A 17,242-nucleotide genomic window follows, 5' to 3' on the forward strand; every position below is an offset into this window, starting at 1 on the left:
AAATTCGCCATATGATCTATTCAATTTACTAGATGGTACACAAGACACAAATGGAACTTGGTTTGAAGGAGCTACTTCAGCTGGAGTTGCGGTAACTAATCCAATTGATTTAACGACTTTAGGAACTGGAGCTTTTGATTTCACCTACTCAGTTTCTGCAATAGGAACTTGTACCGATAATGATGTTACTGTAACTGTGGTAATAGATGCATTTGTTAGCGCTGGTACAGATATTCCCTTTACAGTTTGTGAAAATGAATTAGTTAACAACTCACCTCTCGATTTATTCAACCAATTAGCCGGACAAGTTTCTGGTGGAACTTGGTCTGATGATGATAGCACAGGTTTATTAAATGGAAGTGATGTAGACTTAACAGGTCTTGCCATCGGAGATTACAATTTTACTTATACCGTAAATAATGGTTCATGTATGGATTCTGAGACGGTACTTGTTTCTGTTATACCAGCACCAGACGCTGGAACTCCTACTAACGTTGAAATATGTTTATCTGATGTAATGGCTAATCAGACATTAGATTTATTCAATCAGTTAACTGGTAATGATTTAGGAGGAACTTGGACAGATGATGATGCTACAGGAGAATTAAACAATTCTACAGTTAATTTATTTAACCTAAATATTGGAACCTTTAATTTTACTTACACTGTTTTACCATCATCTAATTGTAGCGCTGATTCAGCCACTGTTCAAATAACTATTAATGATATAGCAGCTCCAACCACGGCTCCTGATCAATTTTTCTGTGATCAAGCTTCAGTTAGTGACTTAGTGGCAACTGGTAATTCAATTACATGGTATACAGATGCAACGCTATCGACTCCTTTGAATCCGACAGATGCTTTAATTGATGGTGAAGATTATTATGCTACTCAATTAGATCCAGTTACAAATTGTGAATCGAATCAAGCTACTAGCACGCTAGTTACCATCAATTCTTCTCCTAATTCAGGTACTTCTGTACAAAATACAGTATGTAATGATCAATCTATGGTAGACCTTTTTAATAGTCTAGATGGAACTCAAGATCTCGGTGGTATATGGGTTGATACAGATGGAACAGCTGCCTTAAACAATAATATTTTTGATGCTACAGCTGTCAGTGCTGGAACATATCAATTTGAATATATAGTAGCTGGTGTTGCCCCATGTAACGATTCTTCCACAATCATTTCTTTGAATGTAGAAGCTCCTGTAGATGCAGGAACTGATGCTACATTAGCTATTTGTTCTAGTGATGCGGCTTTAGATTTATTTACATTATTAGGTGCTTCCACAACTACTGGAGGAACCTGGAGTCCTGCTCTAGATAGTGGTTCTGGATTGTTTGATCCTTCTATAGATCCAGATGGAACTTATACCTATACAGTTAGTAATACATGTAATACATCATCAGCAACTGTAGTGATTTCAACTACTGAAGCTCCTGATGCAGGAACAGATAATTCTATTAATATTTGCGTAATAGATGGAACCATAGACTTATTAACTCAATTAGGAGGAACTCCTGATACCAACGGAGTTTGGTCACCTTTACTAAACAGCGGAACAAATATTTTTGATCCCATCTTAGATGGCTCTGGAATGTACACATACACAGTTACCGCCGAAGGTGCTTGTTCAAATGACGCTAGTGCTGTACTTACCATTCAAGTGGACGAAAGTCCTGCACCAACTGTAGTAGATGCAAACCTATTCTTCTGTGCTACTGATAATCCAACAGTAATTGATCTGGAAAACGGCGTAAGTGGTAGCATGATTATGTGGTACGACACTATTGATGGTACTATTCCACTTCTTTCAACAGACGTCTTGATGGATGGCCAAACATATTTTGCTACACAAACAGTTTCAAATGGATGTGAATCAAGTGAACGTACTCAAGTTTCAGTAGTAATAGGAGACGCTCCTACTCCTACTTTATCTCAAGACGGAGAGTTATTTTGTATCAATGATAATCCTACATTACAACAGCTAACACTCAATATTCAAGAGTACGACGCAAGTTCTAATAATGTATTGTGGTATGACGCTCCTAATGGAACAAATTCTATTCCTTTAACAACTGTAATGACCATTGGAACAACATATTATGCTGTACTTATTGACCCTAATACTGGATGTGAAAGTAGTGAAAGACTTGCGGTTTCGGTAGATCTATCCGCTTGTGGAGATCTAGCCATTCCAGATGGTTTCTCACCTAATGGCGATGGAGTCAACGATGTTTTTGATATTGATAATTTGGATTTTTTATATCCTAATTTCGAAATCGAATTCTATAATAGATACGGTAACCTCGTATATAGTGGAAATATTAACACACCAAGATTTAATGGCTTCAGCAACCAGTCAGGACTTTTAAATGATGGTGAATTACCAGTAGGTGTTTACTTCTATATTCTTAATTATAATGATGGTACTACAAAACCATCTCAAGGAAGAATATACTTAAGTAGATAATCATTCATTACCCTAAGAAATAACAAAGATGAAAATTCAAAAAATAAAATTAGCCTTATTGGTATGTATAAATTTGGTGTATTGGAGCGTCAGTGCGCAACAAGATCCACAATTTACGCAGTATATGTACAATCAGAGTGTTATTAATCCAGCCTATGCCACAGCAAATAAATCTGAATTAAATATAGGCGCTTTATATAGATCGCAATGGGTAGGAATAGAAGGAGCTCCCAGAACAGCTTCCTTATTTGCTCATTACCCTATAAGTGATCGTGTAGAAGTAGGTATTTCTTTTACAAACGATGATATAGGAAACGTAGTAACTGAAAATAATATTTATGCAGATTTTGCCTACATTTTACCAGTATCAGAAACAGGAAAGTTATCTCTAGGGCTCAAAGCAGGTCTTACACTATTTGATGCAAATTTTAATGGTTTTGACTTACAATCTGGTGGTAGAGATACAGATGTCGCTTTTAATGATAACGTTACTCAATCCTTTCCTAATGTAGGTTTAGGAGCCTTTTATTTTACTGATAAATTCTATGTAGGACTATCAGCTCCTAACCTTTTAACTACCACACATCTGGAAAACGAAAATGGTATTCAATCTACTGGTGTTCAAGATATTCACTTTTTCTTAAATAGTGGTTATGTGTTTGATATCAATCCTAACTTAAAGTTTAAACCGTCATTTATGGTGAAAGGTGTTAAAGGAGCACCATTATCTACAGACCTTAATGCAAATGTTTTATTTAATGAGAAATTTGAAGTCGGTGTAGGGTATAGATTTGATGATTCAGTAAGTGGAGTTTTCAATTTTAGAGTTGCTCCAGAATTAAGAATAGGATACGCATACGATTATACTACTAGTAATCTGGGTAATTTTAATTCTGGATCACATGAAATCATCTTATTATATAACATTAAAACCAGATTTTGGAGAAGTGGATACGATCGTTCTCCTAGATTTTTTTAAATCATTTTAGACTATACTCTTATGAGATTATATTATATATTTTTACCAGTTGTTTTATTTATTACAACCTCTTTAAGTGCTCAAAACCTAAGTCTTAAAAAGACCAATAAATTATTTGATAATCATGCCTATAAAGAAGCTGTTTCAAATTATGAGAATTTAGAACCTACTGAAGAAGTACTTCAAAATCTTGCAGATTCTTATTACTTCACAAATGATTTAGAAAAAGCAGCTCAAACTTACGAGCGTTTAATTACAGATTATAGGGATATCGTAGATAGACAGCGTGTCTATCGATACGCACAATCTTTGCTAGCTGTAAAAAATTACAAAAGAGCAGATGAATATCTTTCCTATTACTATGGTAGATACTGGAATACAGAAGAGTTTATAAAAGAACTTAAAAAAACTACACCCCATATTTATGATGTAAAATCAGTTGCAAATAAAGGATCAAATAGTGATTTTGGATTATCCTTTATAGAAAATGATCAAATTTCATTTGCCTCTTCTCGCAATTTAGAACGTCCTATCTATTCTTGGAACGGTTTACCTTACCTAGATCTTTATGAAGCACAACTGAGTGATGATAGTACCATAAGCAAGGTAAAGCCCTTTTCTGATGAGATCAATACACCATTACATGAAAGTAATGCTGTATTTACTAATAATGGTACAGTAATGTACTTTAACCGTAATTATGATAAACGTGTTAAAATTGATGGTGTAAAAATTTCTCCTATTCAATTATTGAGAGCCGAAAAAATAAACGGCACCTGGACTAATGTTACATCATTACCATTTAATAGTGAGTTTTACAGCATCCAGCATCCTACTATAAGTAAAAATGGTAAGGTACTTTATTTTTCCAGCGATATGCCTGGTGGATATGGAGACTTTGATCTTTATAAAGTCATAGTAAATGACGATGGTACCTACAGTAATCCTGTAAATCTAGGTCCTGCTATCAATACAGAGCATCTAGATCAATTTCCTTATATAAGCGATATAAACACTCTATATTACGCCACAAATGGAAAACAAGGAATGGGTGGACTAGATATTCATAGAGTAGATATGATTAATGGTCAACTTGGGAATCCTATTAATTTAGGTCCTAGTATTAATAGTTCAAGAGATGATTATGCTTTTGTAATCAACGAGGAGAACAATAAGGTATACTTCTCTTCAAATCGTGATGGACTAGATCGTATATATACGGCAAATAGAGAAGAAAATATTTTAACTAAATACGAGGTTAGCGGTGTCGTGCAAGATAGTATTACTAAAAAATTATTACCAGGTTCTCTAGTTTCTTTGCTTGATGAAAGAGGAATTCTAATCGATGATATGATTGTAGGTAAAGATGCCACTTATAAGTTTAAAACAGATCCTAATAAAAAATATACGGTTAGAGGTACTCGTAAATTATACATCCCTCAAGATGTGGACTTTTCCACTGATAAAAACGGGAAAATCACCCACAATATTTATTTAACGCTTCTCTCCTACCAGGATGCAGAAGAAACCATTAAACCAGATCGTAAGGGTGGTGTTCAAGTAGAACTGGAAAAGATATTCTTTGATTTTGATAAAGCGGTGATTAAACCACAAGCAGCTGTAACATTAAATAAGCTGGTAGCTATCATGAAAAAATATCCTAATATGTACGTAGAAGTATCAGCACATACCGATGTACGCGGTCCTAGCGAGTACAATTTAAAACTGTCTAACCAGCGTGCTGCCTCAACAATGGAATATTTGATTAGTCAAGGTGTTGAAAAGAGAAGGTTACGCAGTATAGGCTATGGAGAAATGCAACCGCTCAACCATTGTGTAGAAGAAGGAATGTGTACTGATGAGGAATATGAAATCAATCGCCGTTGTGAATTTAAAATCATTCAATAACTGCGTTAATTGAAAATGGAATCCCGATGTTATAAGTATGATGTCGGGATTTTTTAATTTATATGCTTTTATGAAAATTCCGCTTTCGCGAAAGCGAGATACCATATTACCCTAGGCCTTTACCGTCACTTCTAAGTATATTAATTTAATAGAAAGTTTAGATTAGTTACCTTACACCATAAGATAAACTTAATTCTATATTAAAGATGTATTAAGGATAAACTAATTTGTAGTCGTGATTGAGTTATAGAACGTAAGTTTAAATAAACTTTTATTATGACTATTCAATTTAATTACCAACATGTTTCAGGAAGTACGGAACTTGAGAATTATACAAAAGAAAAATTACAAACAATTTTTGATCGTTACAGTTGGGTAACTAGCGCCGATGTATTTTTTAGAACTGAAAATACTTCAAGTGACCAAACGGGAATGATTGCAGAAATAAGACTCAGTGCTCCTGGACCTAGATTGTTTGCAGAGGAAAGTACAGAAACCTTTCATGGTTCTGTTAACAAGGTAGTAGACCAGCTTAAAACACAATGTGAGAAAAGGAAAGCAACCATAATCACGCATTCATAAATCATGATATCACTAGCAACAAACCCTAGACAAATTGTTCTTATCTATAATTCAGAACAAAAAAGTCACCGAGAAATTTTTGCATATGCAAAGTCATCAGATAAAGATGTACTTGCCATAGACGTTTCTAAAGAAAAAGTGGCTGGCACTGTGTGGACTGAAATTGCAGACCTTTTAGACAGGCGAGCGATGGATTTAATACATACTTCTCATTCTGAATTTGTGAAAAAATATGGTGAGAACCACGACCTGGATTGCAATGGAGCTATTAAAATGCTTCAAAAAGATCCAGATATGTTGATTTATCCATTTGCGATACAAAACAAAAATGCTAAAGAGATAAAATTATATAATGAAATCTTAAGCTTCTTTGATCCAGATACAGCAGCAATTGATATTCCCTAAACAATTTTTGAGTATTTTTAAAAATCCAGCCTTATGGGCTGGATTTTCTTATAACCACACTTTTTTCTTATGATTATCTGGATATCATTCATAATTTTAGTCACTATATTTTTATGCTTAGATCTATTTGTTTTTAATAGAAAAGCTCATGTCATTGACACTAAAGAGGCTTCAAAATTCACTGCCTTATGGGTAGGAATTGCGCTGTCCTTTACAGCAGCTATTTATTTTATTTATGATTATGGTTATCTAGAGAATCCAGATCAATTAACAGCTAGTAATGCTGCACTTAAATATTTAACTGGTTATCTAATTGAGTTATCGTTAAGCATTGATAACATTTTTGTTATTGCTGTCATTTTTAAATCATTTTCTATTGATCAAAAATACCAGCATCGAGTGCTGTTTTGGGGTATTGTAGGAGCTTTAGTTTTTAGAGCATTGATGATCCTGTTTGGTATTACACTTATTAATAAAGTGAGTTGGACTACCTATATTTTTGGAGCGTTTTTATTGTACACGGCATTTAAGATGCTTACAAGTAAGGAAGAAGAATTTGATCCTAAGACCTCGAGTATTTATAAATTTTCAAAGAAGCTCTTTCCAGTTACAGACCGTATAGAAGGTCAACAGCTATTTATCAAAAAAATGGGTAAGCGCATAGCGACACCGCTATTTCTCGCTCTAGTGGTAATAGAATTAACTGATGTGTTATTTGCTCTAGATTCTATTCCTGCCATTCTTGCTATTACTGCAGATCCATTTATTGTATTCTCAAGTAATATTCTAGCTATTATGGGATTGCGTAGTATGTACTTTTTTCTATCTAATCTTTTAGATAAATTTCAATATATACATTACAGTCTAGTAGCCATCCTTGCTTTTGTAGGAATCAAAATGATCTTAGTACATCATATTCATTTTCCAGAATGGATGTCTCTGGCAGTTATCTTTGCTTCTTTACTCATAGGTGCTTTGTTTTCTATATACTACCCTACTACACCTAACGATAAAGAAGATCAGGAAAACACCTTAAATACTGAAAAGAAATAACTTAATTAAATTATTCATTTTATAGGAATTAACAATTTTTTCTAAACCGTAGCTAGACTTTTCACGTAAGTATTAATAAAAGCTACAGATGGTTAAATTTACTTACTTACACGTCCCTACTAATCGCAGGTTAGAACATTTTACAGTTAAAAGTCTTCAATCTATTTTAAAATACTCAAATGTATTGCGCATAGATGTAACTTTTCAAAGAGTTTTTGATTTACGTAATCGTACTCGCGAGGTTGCTAAAGTACTTGTTATCACTAAGGATAAAAATATCTATTGTGAAACAAAATCAACTAAATTCAAAAAGTCTATAGAGATTGCGACTCAATCTTTATCAGGAAAAGTACATAGTACTGATGATTTACTTTCTGCATAAAAAAAGCCTTGCAATAAACGTTGCAAGGCTTTTTTGTGCAGCATATTAATTATTCTTCAACATCTGCGGTGTTTCTATAGTCACCATTAAAAACAAAATCATTCTGCTTTTTTCTACTACGTTCTCCAGTTTCAGCATCTTGAAGATCTTCTGGAACTTCATGTAACTCTCCTCCGTAATAACCTACAGCTATGGCAGTGGCTACGTGAAAAGTTTCTGGAAAGTTAAATTCCTTACGTGCTCTCTCGTAATCTAGTCCTGCCATCTGGTGCATAGCAATTCCCATACTTTGAGCTTGTATCGCCATATTAGCGGCAAATTGACCTAAATCATGAGGTGCATGGTAATTATCATCACCTTTAGGAGTTTTGGTGTCTATGACTCCTAAAATTAGTACTGGTGCATTTTTTGCCCAGTTTTGATTAAATTCTACTAGAACATCCATAATGCGATCATAAACCACACTTCCTTTAATTCCCCATACTATATTCCATGGTTGAATATTGTTAGAACTTGGCGCCCATCTTCCTGCTTCAAATAAAACTTGTAGTTCTTTATGAGAAACTGGTTGGTCAGAAAACGTACGTGGGCTCCATCGATTTTTGATTAAATCATGAATTTCGTGATCAACTGGTGTTTTCTTAATTATGTTTTTTTCGTTTGTACTCATTTACTTTTTTCTTTTAAAGATAAACGTAAAGAGTTGTGAAAAGCATAGGATTTACAAAGGTTTAACCATTGTGTTGAAACTTTATCTGTTTTTAAGTTAAATCCTTAAGCAGAATTACGACTCGCATTGATATTACCATAAAGAGATCTTGTAACCATACGTTCATAAATTACAATATCATTAGTAACTACATTTGATCGTATGTCCTGAACCATTTTTAACGCATATTGCTGGATGGTTAACAACGGCAGTACTATATTTTCTCTGGTTTCAATACTTGCTCTACCTGCAAGCTCATTTTCCATTAATGTTCTCATTCCAGAAATCTTCAACATATACTTTTTAGAACGCTGGTATTCCTCAAAAATTAGTTTCCAGAACTCTCCATATACAGGATCATGTTCCATATAAGCAGTTAAACCAAAGAATGACTTAGTAAGACTCATCATGCTATTATCCAGTAATGTACGGAAGAACTTATTATTTCTGTATAAGTCAGTTGCATCTTCCCATTTACCAGATTTATCCATTGCCTCAAGAGCAGTTCCTACTCCATAAAAACCAGGGACATTTTGTTTTAATTGGCTCCAAGAGCCTACAAAAGGTATGGCTCTAAGATCCTTAAATCGCAATTCTGTACTGCCAGCTCGTTTGCTAGGGCGGCTTCCTATATTAGTTTTAGCATAATATTTTAAGGTGCTCATTTTTTCTAAATAAGATAAAAATTGAGGATGCGCCTTAAAATCAGTATATGCTTTGTAACTAATCTCAGAAAGCTCATCCATAGTGGATTTATCTTTATCTGAGAAATCATTGATATCGCTTGCATATACAGCATTGCTCACGCCACTACTTATCATTTGTTCTAGATTAAACTGACAGCTTTCCAGAGTACCGAATTTTGAACTAATGGTTTGTCCTTGAATGGTGAGTTGTATTTCTTTTGCAGCGATTTTTGTTCCCATAGAAGCATAGAACTGATGCGTTTGTCCGCCACCTCTTGCTGGTGGTCCTCCTCTACCATCAAAAAACACAATAGATACACCATACTCTCGTGAAACTGCCGTAAGCGCTTCTTTAGCTTTATAAATAGCCCAATTGGCCATTAAATAACCGCCATCTTTTGTTCCATCACTAAAGCCTAGCATGATGTCTTGCTTATCACCTCTACGACTTAAATGAGCTCTATACTTTTCATTTTCATACAACTTGCGCATTACATCAGGAGCATTGATCAAATCGGGAACCGTTTCAAATAAAGGAACTACATCAATATTAGGTGAACTCATACCACACAAGCGTATCATGGCATAAACCTCCATTATTTGAGAAGCCATTTGCGTATTAGAAATGATATAGCGATTACAGCCTTTTTCTCCGTTACGGTCTTGAATATCTCTTATAGCATATATACTACTCAAAGTACGTTGCGTATATTCTTCCTTAAATTGGTCCGGACGCAAGTTTCCTTCTACGTTAGAAAGTACATTTACTTTTTCAACTTCTGATAAGTCGTTGTAGTTGTCTGGTAGTTCCGCTTTCGCGAAAGCGAGAATCTCATCAAAAACCGCATCATGCGCACTGCTATCTTGTCTTATATCTAGAGTTGCAAAATGAAAACCAAAAAGCTCTATTTTATGAATAAAACTATCTATTTGATCTAAGAACAAAGAGTTGTGTTCTTTAATTACCGTGTCGCGTATGCTGGTCATGGTGTCTATTAAGTCTTGCGCCGTAAAATCTAGAACGCCTTTTTCAAAAATAGCTTTATAACACTGACTCTCCATTTTAGAAAGCTGTTCTTCTACTCCTTTAAAAGTTAGTCTTCTACGTAATTTACGTATGTCGCGATAATAATTTCTAAAAATGGTAGATCGCAATCTTTTTGCAACATTAAGCGTGATTTCTGTTGTGACAAATGGATTACCATCTCGATCTCCACCAGGCCAGAAACCTATTTCTACAATTTGGTTTTTAAACTCCTGTGGATCTTCAATATGTTTCTTTAAATAGTCATAAATATTACCCATTGCAAAGTAGAAGACATTTTCAAGATACCAGATCAAACTGATAGCCTCATCAAATGGTGTAGGCTTTTCTTTTTTAAAGAATGGCGTTTTACCTAGTTGTGAAAGCAACAATTTCACTTGCTGGATTTCATTAGCTTTTATCGCCTCGCCTAGATCATTGAGTATACCTAGTACAGAGCCTGGATAAAACTGTGTAGGATGAGCTGTAAGTACTGGTCGCACTTTGAATTCCTTAAGATAGGATGTTAATTCTTGAGTTTTGCCCAAGGCTACGGCCTCATCTTTCACGCTACGAAGGGAACCACGACCATCAAGATTATTTACTTTTCCAAAGGCTGCATCTTCAATCGCATCAAATAATACCACTTGACGTTCTATATACTGTATAAATCTAAAAAGCATGGACTCACGCTCTTTCTGGTCTGCATCACGGATGTAGCGCTCAAAAAAGTACTCTACGATTTCCGTAGGGTTTTTACCTTTTTCATAACCACGTACACATAGCTCATGAAATAACGGTAAGAGTCCTCCAGTATTAGAGATTTTATCAAATGGTAGGGTCATAAAGATCCCATTAAAAATTTGATACTTGGACTTTACCTCATTTTCAAAGCGCTCAATTCTTGTAAGTCTTGACATAATTTGATGGTTTAAGCGATTAATTTAATGCTTAAGATGTTTTTTGAGATACTATTTTAATTGCATCACTTACCGTTTGCATTTCTTCCATATCCTTCTCATTTAAAGTGATATCATACGCATCTTCTACATCCAGAGCTATATCTACAAGATGTGCGCTATTAATACCTAAATCTTGCATTAAATGACTGTCCAGCTTAACAGCATTCTCTTTAACATCTTGTGGCAGGTATACTTTTACTATTTTAAAAAGTTCTTGTTGTATTTCGTTTTCTTGCATATTTATTTTTCAATAGAACTTTAAAAATACTATCTATAAATGAATTTTAGCCAGCGATAAGGATGAGTTTAAGATTTAATCTACTCAAATGAGAAAGTTATTTAGATAGAAGTTCTTAAATCCGAATTCAATAATTAGGAATCGTGTTTTTTGAGAATAACACAAGCATTCACATCACCAAATCCAAAACTCGCCTTTGCCAGCACATCAATTCTCATTTCTTGAGTTTTTGTAGAAACACATTTTGAATTAATAATATCTGTGATATCTTGATGAAGATTAGTAATATTAGCATTTCCATAGATTTGCTGATGTTTTATTTGCAAAATGGCGCCTACTAATTCTACACTTCCTGCAGCTGCCAGACAATGCCCGATGTAAGATTTAAAGGTGTTTATAGGTGGAAAATCCAATCCATTTCTATGCAAAGCTTCAGACCAATTTTTAATTTCAAAAGCATCTTTAGAAGTCGCTGTAAGATGTCCATTGATAGCATCTATTTCTTCAGAGTTTATTTGTGCATCTTTTAGAGCTAGCCTTATACAATCTTGAACCGCTTTACCATTAGGTGCTGTCATAGATCCATCACCACGATGTCCTCCAGAATTCAAAGCACCGCCTAACACTTCGGCATAAATAGTTGCTCCTCTATGTTGAGCACTTTCTAAACTTTCTAAAATAAAAGCTCCTGCACCAGAACCTGGGACAAAACCTGCTGCATCATTTGATAATGGCCTACTAGCATTCTCTGGATGATCATTATACTTGGTAGGAAGAATGCGCATAGCATCAAAGCCACCCCAAATATAAGGTCCAGAATCGCTGGTCGAGCCTACTAGCATTTGTGTCGCTTTTCCAGCTGCGATGCGTTCATAACCCATTAAAAAGGCCTCTGTTCCTGTACAACAAGCACTGGAATTGCTAGTAACCATATTGCCACAACCCAATTCCCCAGCGAGCCATGCACTTATACCACTCGTCATGGTTTGAATAACGCTAGTGCTTCCTAACCGGCGCACTCTTCCATCGTCTATGAGATGAATCGCTTCTCTGAACTTCTCACCACCGCTTTGTCCAGTTCCAAATATGATTCCCATTTCAGAGTGCGCTTCATCCTTTGGAGCGACTTCTAATCCGGCGTCTGAAAATGCTTCTTTACCTGCGATAACGCCGTAAACCAGACCGCTAGCTTTTAAACCTCTTAATTGTAACGGAGTAAAATTTTCTGAAAGTAATTCGTCGGAGATTTGTGGCGTTCCAGAGACTTGACAACCGAAATTTAAGTCCGCTAGTTGTTGATCAAATCGTATTCCAGAGGTTTGTTCTTGTAACGCTTTCGCGAAAGCGGAAACACCAACAGCATTAGGTGCCACAACGCCCATACCAGTTACTACCACTCTACTTTTAATATTTTTCATAAGATGTACTAAACTAAGAAATCTTTAAGTTAAACTTGTGCCTGCCTATTTATTCTTTTGATGTTCACAAATAGATCACAAAAACTATATAAAGATGTGATGATAATTATGATATTTTATAGGTTCTAAAGGGTTCTAAGCGAGTAATTTTGCTTTAATAAGTACATTCAATGATTAAATACACCTTTATTTTATTTCTATTTTTTGCAATGGGAACGATCACCGCGCAAGAAGTGGTGATTTCTAAAATTGAATTTGAAGGTTTAAAAAGAACTAAGGAGGCATTTTTAAGACGGCTGGTAAAAGTAAAACCACAAAGCGCTGTTGAACTTAAAACCATATGAACTGATGTAGAACGACTCAACAGATTGCCTGGAATTGCTAAAGCAAGTTATAGACTTGATAAAAGCAATCCTAAACAACTCTTGCTTATCTATGAAATCAAAGAGAATTTTACCATTATTCCAGGTGTACGAGCATCACAAGCAAATGATGATAGTTTTGCCTTTAGATTATCTGTTTTTGAATTTAATTTTCTAGGTCAGAATCAAATTATAGGAGGTTATTACGAACGTAATATTTTTAATTCCTATGGACTCTACTGGGAAGCGCCTTATGTGATTACAAATAAGCTGGGTATAGGAGTTAATTACCAGAATAATGTACTAAGAGAACCTGTCTTTTTTAATAACGATAACACAGTAAACTATCAATTTGACAGCCGTACAGCAGAAGTTTATGCGCTTTATGAACTAGATTTTCACAATAACTTTCAGCTAGGTGTGCGTTATGCAAATGAGAAATATAGTTTTATAGACGGCATATTAACTACCGCAGTACCTAACAGACTTACCGCTCAAAAATGGAGCGCTATTGCTGAGTATGAAAACAACCACCTAATTATAGATTATCAATATGTTTCTGGCTATAGAAGTATTTCTAATCTAGAATACATCACTGGCGGAGAAGGTTTACTTGCTGATGAATTAATTGTGCAAACTGATTTTGAGTATTTTAAGAAAGTCAACAATAAAGGAAACTGGGCCAGCAGGTTACAACTTTCTTATGCCACTTTTAATGAGTCACGATTTGCTCCTTTTAAATTAGATAACCAGCTTAATATAAGAGGTGCGGGAAATAGTGCTGGTCGTGGTACTGCAGAGGTTGTTCTTAATACAGAATACCGTCACACGTTGTTTGAGAAAGACTGGTTTGTTATCCAGAGCAATACCTTTATAGACGCAGGAAGCTGGAGATCACCTACTGGTGGTTTTACGGATCTTATAGATGGAAGTACCTTAAAAGTTAACCCAGGTTTAGGAATAAGGTTTATACATAAACGTATTTTTAATGCTGTTGTGCGTTTTGACTATGGTTTTGGAATAGGTAACAACGCAACAAATGGTTTTGTTTTTGGTATAGGACAATACTTTTAATTGAGAAAATCACAAGTGAGCAAACATTTAAAATAGCATTTATGAAAACGATCTTATTACTTACCGCATCATTTTTTCTCTTTTCTTGCAACACAGCAAAAGAAAAAAACGATGAAACCATAATGGCAGAATTAGTTGAAATGAACAATAACGAGATGAAAGCTATTGATTCTCAGCAAACTTATCAAGAAGATTATCAGGAAATAGACCACAGCTTATTTGATCAAGTATTGAAAAAGTATGTGTCTAAAGGTGGAAGAGTTAATTATGCTGGATTAAAAAAGAATCCGGCCAACTTAAAAAGTTATATCAAAACACTTGAAGCTGCAAATCCTGATAAATCATGGAGTCGCAATGCTTTGCTGGCTTATTATATGAATGCTTATAATGCTATGACTTTGGATTTAATTATAAATAATTACCCTACAGAAAGTATTAAAGACATTAAAAACCCTTGGGAACAGAAAAACTGGAGCATTAACGGGAAACCTATAAGTCTTGAAGAAATAGAACATGATATCTTAAGAAAAATGAACGAGCCTCGTATTCATTTTGGAATCAATTGTGCCTCTTTCTCTTGTCCGCAATTGCCTAATGAAGCCTTTACTGCTCAAAAGGTTGATCAGCAACTTGAAAAACTGGCTATTCAATTTATCAATGACTCCAGTAGAAATCAAATTACTAAAGATCGTGTAGACGTTTCTAAAATCTTTAGATGGTTCAGCGAAGACTTTACTAAAAATGGCGATCTAATTGATTTTCTAAATAAGTATAGCACCTTGAAAATCAATAAAGATGCAAGAGTAAGGTATATGGATTACAATTGGGAATTAAACGAGTAATTCACTCATTCACAATCATCCCACTCATCCAGCCTTCAGCGATTTTGTTCTCGTATTCATCCATCATTTGGACAACGACTTTCAACTTTCCAAAACGGAAATATTCCTTCTTAGCACTCACAATGACAGTTGTTTCTGGTACAACCGTATTTAAGAAGTTGATATGATTCTCAGTAAAAACAAATTGGGATTTCCCTTCTTTTTCTCTCATTAAGTAATTTCCCAAACAGGCTAATCCTATTTGCGCCATACATTCTATGAGAATAACACCAGGCGTTATTGGGTTATTTATAAAATGATGTTTGTAGAAATATTCGCTTTCGCGAAAGCGGTAAATACCTATCACGCTTTCTTCATCTAATTCTAACAGTTGATCCACAAATTTGAATCCATCGCCGTATGGAAGGTTAGCTACTATTTTTTCAAGAGAATTGAGAAGCATTTTTAATTTGAGATTAGTTATTATTTTTTAAGATTTTGATGCATATTCTTCTCCACCAATTATTATTCTTAATAGGTCTAGAGGAAACTTCGACTGCTTTAGAGTACTCATTTATGTTATTTGATTTAATTAATAACTTATCCTGACTATCATCCTTATCATAAGCATCAGCTTCTGTTAAATGACCATCCTGAGCGCTTACTCTAACTAGGAATTCTCCTCTTCTAAATATAAATTGAAGTCCGTGTTCTTGCTCCCATTCACACTCGCAAGCTATATTTATATAAATATCTTTATCTCGTCTGTGCCTCCGAGAAATATAAATATCAGTTGGATAGATAAAATTCCAAATATCTGCTTTCGTTTTTATTTTCCACAAAGGCTCATCAGCTTTATCATAAGGAACTACACTTAAAAACTTCATACAATTTTCATAAGCCAATTCGCTCAATTCTAAACGATCTTCGGATTTTTTATTTAAGAATGACTTTATGGCTTTGTCACTTTCTGTTATAAAATTTACATCATCATCTGGATTGAAATCAGCAAATGTGATTGTCATGGTTTTATTTTCTAAAAAAGGGATAGATATAGGGTCACTAATCCACCAGTCTTCGAACTGATTATCTTGTGTTAGAATACCAACTGTTTCACTTACGATCTTTCTCATAAAAATAAAATCATTTCAAGTTCAAGTTCAAATTACTGAAGACTCTCACCACCATCTACTTTAATCACAGTTCCTGTGATCCAGCTGGCTTCTTCCCTACTCATTAAATACACCACATTTGCTACTCGTTCTGGAGTGGTTAATTCTCTGTGCGGATTTCTCTTTAAACTTTCTGCTTTCAATTCTTCGTACATAGGAATCATGCTCAAACTTAAGGTGTCTGTAACACCAGCCTGAATACAGTTAGAAGTGATTTGATGTGGAGCAAACTCTATGGCAATACTTTTATTAATAGCTTCTAAAGTAGCTTTTGCGGCGCTTACCGCTGCATAGTTTTTCATAGGTCGTGTACTTCCTTCACTGGTAAAACTTAGAATTTTAGCAGGTTTTGCAAATAAATCAGCTTCAAATAATGCTTTTGTCCAGCTGTACAGACTTATTCCCATAGAATGAATGGTTTGCAGGAAATCATTTGTAGAAAGTGTGTTGTCGCCTGTCATAGGTTTTAAATTCCCTTTAGAAATGCTATGAAGAAAGACACTTAACTTTTTATCGTTTAAGAATGTCTTGATTTTTTCAAGGTTTTCTGACAGCTTATCTTCTCTAGTGACATCACTATTTACAGTTAATAATTGAATTCCTAACGACCTTATGATATCAAATCTGGTTTCAATTTCTGCTGCTTGTATTCTTGAAGCACGATAAAAGATGATGAGATTCATTCCGTTTTCAGCTAGTTTAAGAGCACTTGCATAACCTAAGCCACTGCTGCCACCTAGAACCAATCCATATTTATTTTGTAAATCATTTACCATTCTAACAATATTCTTTGAGCAGTAAAACCTGGTCCAAAACTCAACATCAATCCCTTAGAGCTTTTATTGAGTTCACGACTCATAAAGCGTTCTAAAACAAACAGAACCGTTGCGCTACTCATGTTGCCATAGATGCGCAACACCTCTTTAGTATCGTCTATATTTTTACCTAATTTATGAAATAATTCTTCAACTGTTTGCACAATCTTTTT

Annotated in this window: 18 protein-coding genes; 10 read left to right on the plus strand and 8 right to left on the minus strand. The window is 34.7% G+C overall.

The genetic code is table 11. From position 1 onward, the window contains the following. The 7 genes from A9Q93_RS05845 to A9Q93_RS05875 all read left to right on the plus strand — a co-directional run. On the plus strand, positions 1–2,479 hold a 2,479-nt coding region (locus tag A9Q93_RS05845), incomplete at its 5' end, for a gliding motility-associated C-terminal domain-containing protein (protein ID WP_303686449.1). A gap of 28 nt (positions 2,480–2,507) precedes the next feature. Further along, entirely contained in the window at positions 2,508–3,458 is a 951-nt protein-coding gene (locus A9Q93_RS05850; protein ID WP_303686450.1) for a type IX secretion system membrane protein PorP/SprF, read from the plus strand. 21 nt (positions 3,459–3,479) lie between these two features. Continuing rightward, a complete protein-coding gene (locus A9Q93_RS05855; protein WP_303686451.1) occupies positions 3,480–5,366 on the plus strand; it encodes an OmpA family protein in 1,887 nt (628 codons plus the stop codon). Positions 5,367–5,642: 276 nt separating this feature from the next. Beyond that, entirely contained in the window at positions 5,643–5,948 is a 306-nt protein-coding gene (locus tag A9Q93_RS05860) for an HPF/RaiA family ribosome-associated protein (RefSeq protein ID WP_015363764.1), read from the plus strand. A 3-nt stretch (positions 5,949–5,951) separates the two neighbouring features. Next, positions 5,952–6,353 (plus strand): hypothetical protein, encoded by a 402-nt coding sequence (locus tag A9Q93_RS05865; RefSeq protein ID WP_303686452.1) that lies wholly within the window; start codon positions 5,952–5,954, stop codon positions 6,351–6,353. Between the two features lie 69 nt (positions 6,354–6,422). After that, entirely contained in the window at positions 6,423–7,406 is a 984-nt protein-coding gene (locus A9Q93_RS05870) for a TerC family protein (protein WP_303686453.1), read from the plus strand. 88 nt (positions 7,407–7,494) lie between these two features. Beyond that, complete coding sequence (locus A9Q93_RS05875) at positions 7,495–7,788, plus strand: hypothetical protein (protein ID WP_303686454.1); 294 nt, start codon at positions 7,495–7,497, stop codon at positions 7,786–7,788. 49 nt (positions 7,789–7,837) lie between these two features. On the opposite strand, the gene A9Q93_RS05880 is transcribed toward A9Q93_RS05875, so the two are convergent. From A9Q93_RS05880 to A9Q93_RS05895, 4 genes are all read right to left on the minus strand, one after another. Continuing rightward, complete coding sequence (locus tag A9Q93_RS05880) at positions 7,838–8,458, minus strand: nitroreductase family protein (RefSeq protein ID WP_303686455.1); 621 nt, start codon at positions 8,456–8,458, stop codon at positions 7,838–7,840. A gap of 104 nt (positions 8,459–8,562) precedes the next feature. Next, a complete protein-coding gene (locus A9Q93_RS05885) occupies positions 8,563–11,127 on the minus strand; it encodes a phosphoenolpyruvate carboxylase (protein ID WP_303686456.1) in 2,565 nt (854 codons plus the stop codon). 31 nt (positions 11,128–11,158) lie between these two features. Beyond that, complete coding sequence (locus A9Q93_RS05890) at positions 11,159–11,407, minus strand: acyl carrier protein (RefSeq protein WP_303686457.1); 249 nt, start codon at positions 11,405–11,407, stop codon at positions 11,159–11,161. A 134-nt stretch (positions 11,408–11,541) separates the two neighbouring features. Beyond that, on the minus strand, positions 11,542–12,825 hold the full coding sequence (locus A9Q93_RS05895; protein ID WP_303686458.1) for a beta-ketoacyl synthase: 1,284 nt from the start codon (positions 12,823–12,825) through the stop codon (positions 11,542–11,544). 170 nt (positions 12,826–12,995) lie between these two features. On the opposite strand from A9Q93_RS05895, the gene A9Q93_RS05900 reads away from it, so the two are divergent. Genes A9Q93_RS05900 through A9Q93_RS05910 form a run of 3 tightly spaced genes read left to right on the plus strand, consistent with a single transcriptional unit; the run spans position 12,996 to position 15,103 of the window. Next, complete coding sequence (locus tag A9Q93_RS05900; protein ID WP_303686459.1) at positions 12,996–13,169, plus strand: hypothetical protein; 174 nt, start codon at positions 12,996–12,998, stop codon at positions 13,167–13,169. Between the two features lie 24 nt (positions 13,170–13,193). Further along, entirely contained in the window at positions 13,194–14,261 is a 1,068-nt protein-coding gene (locus A9Q93_RS05905; protein WP_303686460.1) for a hypothetical protein, read from the plus strand. Positions 14,262–14,302: 41 nt separating this feature from the next. Next, positions 14,303–15,103, plus strand: coding sequence for a DUF547 domain-containing protein (locus A9Q93_RS05910; protein ID WP_303686461.1), 801 nt, complete (start codon positions 14,303–14,305; stop codon positions 15,101–15,103). A gap of 1 nt (position 15,104) precedes the next feature. Here A9Q93_RS05910 and A9Q93_RS05915 read toward each other — a convergent pair whose 3' ends face one another. From A9Q93_RS05915 to A9Q93_RS05930, 4 genes are all read right to left on the minus strand, one after another. After that, a complete protein-coding gene (locus A9Q93_RS05915; RefSeq protein WP_303686462.1) occupies positions 15,105–15,545 on the minus strand; it encodes a 3-hydroxyacyl-ACP dehydratase FabZ family protein in 441 nt (146 codons plus the stop codon). Between the two features lie 13 nt (positions 15,546–15,558). Further along, entirely contained in the window at positions 15,559–16,215 is a 657-nt protein-coding gene (locus A9Q93_RS05920; protein WP_303686463.1) for a hypothetical protein, read from the minus strand. Positions 16,216–16,247: 32 nt separating this feature from the next. After that, positions 16,248–17,030, minus strand: coding sequence for an SDR family oxidoreductase (locus A9Q93_RS05925; RefSeq protein ID WP_303686464.1), 783 nt, complete (start codon positions 17,028–17,030; stop codon positions 16,248–16,250). Then, the coding region (locus A9Q93_RS05930; protein ID WP_303686465.1) for a 3-oxoacyl-[acyl-carrier-protein] synthase III C-terminal domain-containing protein at positions 17,024–17,242 on the minus strand (219 nt) is incomplete at its 5' end. The genes A9Q93_RS05930 and A9Q93_RS05925, both read right to left, overlap by 7 nt.

Source organism: Nonlabens dokdonensis (assembly GCF_002162835.1).
In the GTDB taxonomy this organism is placed as follows: Bacteria; Bacteroidota; Bacteroidia; order Flavobacteriales; family Flavobacteriaceae; genus Nonlabens; species Nonlabens dokdonensis_B.

What these genes read in the sequence shown, in the direction of transcription:
- A9Q93_RS05850 (WP_303686450.1), top strand. Translation starts at nt 2,508, where the DNA reads ATGAAAATTCAAAAAATAAAATTAGCCTTATTGGTATGTATAAATTTG.
- A9Q93_RS05855 (WP_303686451.1), top strand. Translation starts at nt 3,480, where the DNA reads ATGAGATTATATTATATATTTTTACCAGTTGTTTTATTTATTACAACC.
- A9Q93_RS05860 (WP_015363764.1), top strand. Translation starts at nt 5,643, where the DNA reads ATGACTATTCAATTTAATTACCAACATGTTTCAGGAAGTACGGAACTT.
- A9Q93_RS05865 (WP_303686452.1), top strand. Translation starts at nt 5,952, where the DNA reads ATGATATCACTAGCAACAAACCCTAGACAAATTGTTCTTATCTATAAT.
- A9Q93_RS05870 (WP_303686453.1), top strand. Translation starts at nt 6,423, where the DNA reads ATGATTATCTGGATATCATTCATAATTTTAGTCACTATATTTTTATGC.
- A9Q93_RS05875 (WP_303686454.1), top strand. Translation starts at nt 7,495, where the DNA reads ATGGTTAAATTTACTTACTTACACGTCCCTACTAATCGCAGGTTAGAA.
- A9Q93_RS05880 (WP_303686455.1), bottom strand. Translation starts at nt 8,458, where the DNA reads ATGAGTACAAACGAAAAAAACATAATTAAGAAAACACCAGTTGATCAC.
- A9Q93_RS05885 (WP_303686456.1), bottom strand. Translation starts at nt 11,127, where the DNA reads ATGTCAAGACTTACAAGAATTGAGCGCTTTGAAAATGAGGTAAAGTCC.
- A9Q93_RS05890 (WP_303686457.1), bottom strand. Translation starts at nt 11,407, where the DNA reads ATGCAAGAAAACGAAATACAACAAGAACTTTTTAAAATAGTAAAAGTA.
- A9Q93_RS05895 (WP_303686458.1), bottom strand. Translation starts at nt 12,825, where the DNA reads ATGAAAAATATTAAAAGTAGAGTGGTAGTAACTGGTATGGGCGTTGTG.
- A9Q93_RS05900 (WP_303686459.1), top strand. Translation starts at nt 12,996, where the DNA reads ATGATTAAATACACCTTTATTTTATTTCTATTTTTTGCAATGGGAACG.
- A9Q93_RS05910 (WP_303686461.1), top strand. Translation starts at nt 14,303, where the DNA reads ATGAAAACGATCTTATTACTTACCGCATCATTTTTTCTCTTTTCTTGC.
- A9Q93_RS05915 (WP_303686462.1), bottom strand. Translation starts at nt 15,545, where the DNA reads ATGCTTCTCAATTCTCTTGAAAAAATAGTAGCTAACCTTCCATACGGC.
- A9Q93_RS05920 (WP_303686463.1), bottom strand. Translation starts at nt 16,215, where the DNA reads ATGAGAAAGATCGTAAGTGAAACAGTTGGTATTCTAACACAAGATAAT.
- A9Q93_RS05925 (WP_303686464.1), bottom strand. Translation starts at nt 17,030, where the DNA reads ATGGTAAATGATTTACAAAATAAATATGGATTGGTTCTAGGTGGCAGC.